The sequence below is a fragment of the Cellulomonas sp. P2_B4 genome, from assembly GCF_056404795.1.
Genome location: NZ_JBFUDI010000030.1, coordinates 1 through 901 on the forward strand (window position 1 = coordinate 1; position 901 = coordinate 901).

The following is a 901-nucleotide window of genomic DNA, read 5'->3' on the forward strand; positions in this document are numbered from 1 at the left end:
AGCCGGGGTTGCAGGTCTATAGCGGCAACGGGCTGAACGGCGCGCAGATCGGCAAGGCCGGCCGGGCCTATCGCCAGGGCGACGGCGTCGCGCTCGAGGCGGAGAATTTCCCCGATGCGATCAATCATCCCGCCTTCCCTTCGGCGCGGCTCGATCCGGGCAGCGAATATCGCAACGTCATTGTCCTGAAGCTGTCGATCGAGTCCTCGGGCAAACGCTGAGCGTCGCCCAAGCGCGGCTTTTCCAACGCAAGAACCAAGAGGTATTTCATGGACGTCGGTTTCATCGGACTGGGCCTGATGGGCAGCGAGATTGCTGCCAACCTGATCAAGGCGGGTCACAAGGTCACCGTGTGGAACCGCAGCGCCGACAAGGCCGCGCCGCTGGTCGCGGCGGGCGCGACCTTGGCCGCGACGCCGGCCGAGGCAGCGCTAAGCCCGGTGGTGATGAGCATGCTCGCCGACGACAGCGCGCTCGAGGCGGTGGCGTTCGGCGAGGGCGGCCTATTGTCCTCCGGCACCCCGACCATTCATGTCTCGATGAGCACGATCAGCGTCGCCATCGCTGACCGCCTGGCCGAGGCCCATGCGAAAGCCGGCCAGACCTATATCTCCGCGCCCGTGTTCGGCCGTCCGCTCGCCGCCGCCGCGCGGAAGCTGTTCGTTGTCGCCGCCGGTCCGGCCGATGCCGTTGCCACCTGCCAGCCGCTGTTCGACGCGGTCGGCCAGCGCAGCTTCAACTTGGGCGAGACGCCGCACAAGGCGAACATCGTCAAGCTCAGCGGCAATTTCCTGATCATGACGGTGATCGAATCGCTGTCCGTGGCGATGACGCTCGCGGGCCGCTACTGCGTCGACAAGGGGACGCTGCTCGACACGCTGACGGGATCGGTGTTCGGCTG

The 901-nt window shown here is 66.6% G+C and carries 2 protein-coding genes; both read left to right on the forward strand.

From position 1 onward, the window contains the following. Positions 1–221, forward strand: a 221-nt coding sequence (locus AC1DZC_RS19880) for an aldose epimerase family protein (protein ID WP_477044466.1), incomplete at its 5' end; no start/stop codon positions are given. A 48-nt stretch (positions 222–269) separates the two neighbouring features. Continuing rightward, a partial coding sequence (locus AC1DZC_RS19885) for an NAD(P)-dependent oxidoreductase (protein ID WP_477044467.1) occupies positions 270–901 on the forward strand: 632 nt, incomplete at its 3' end.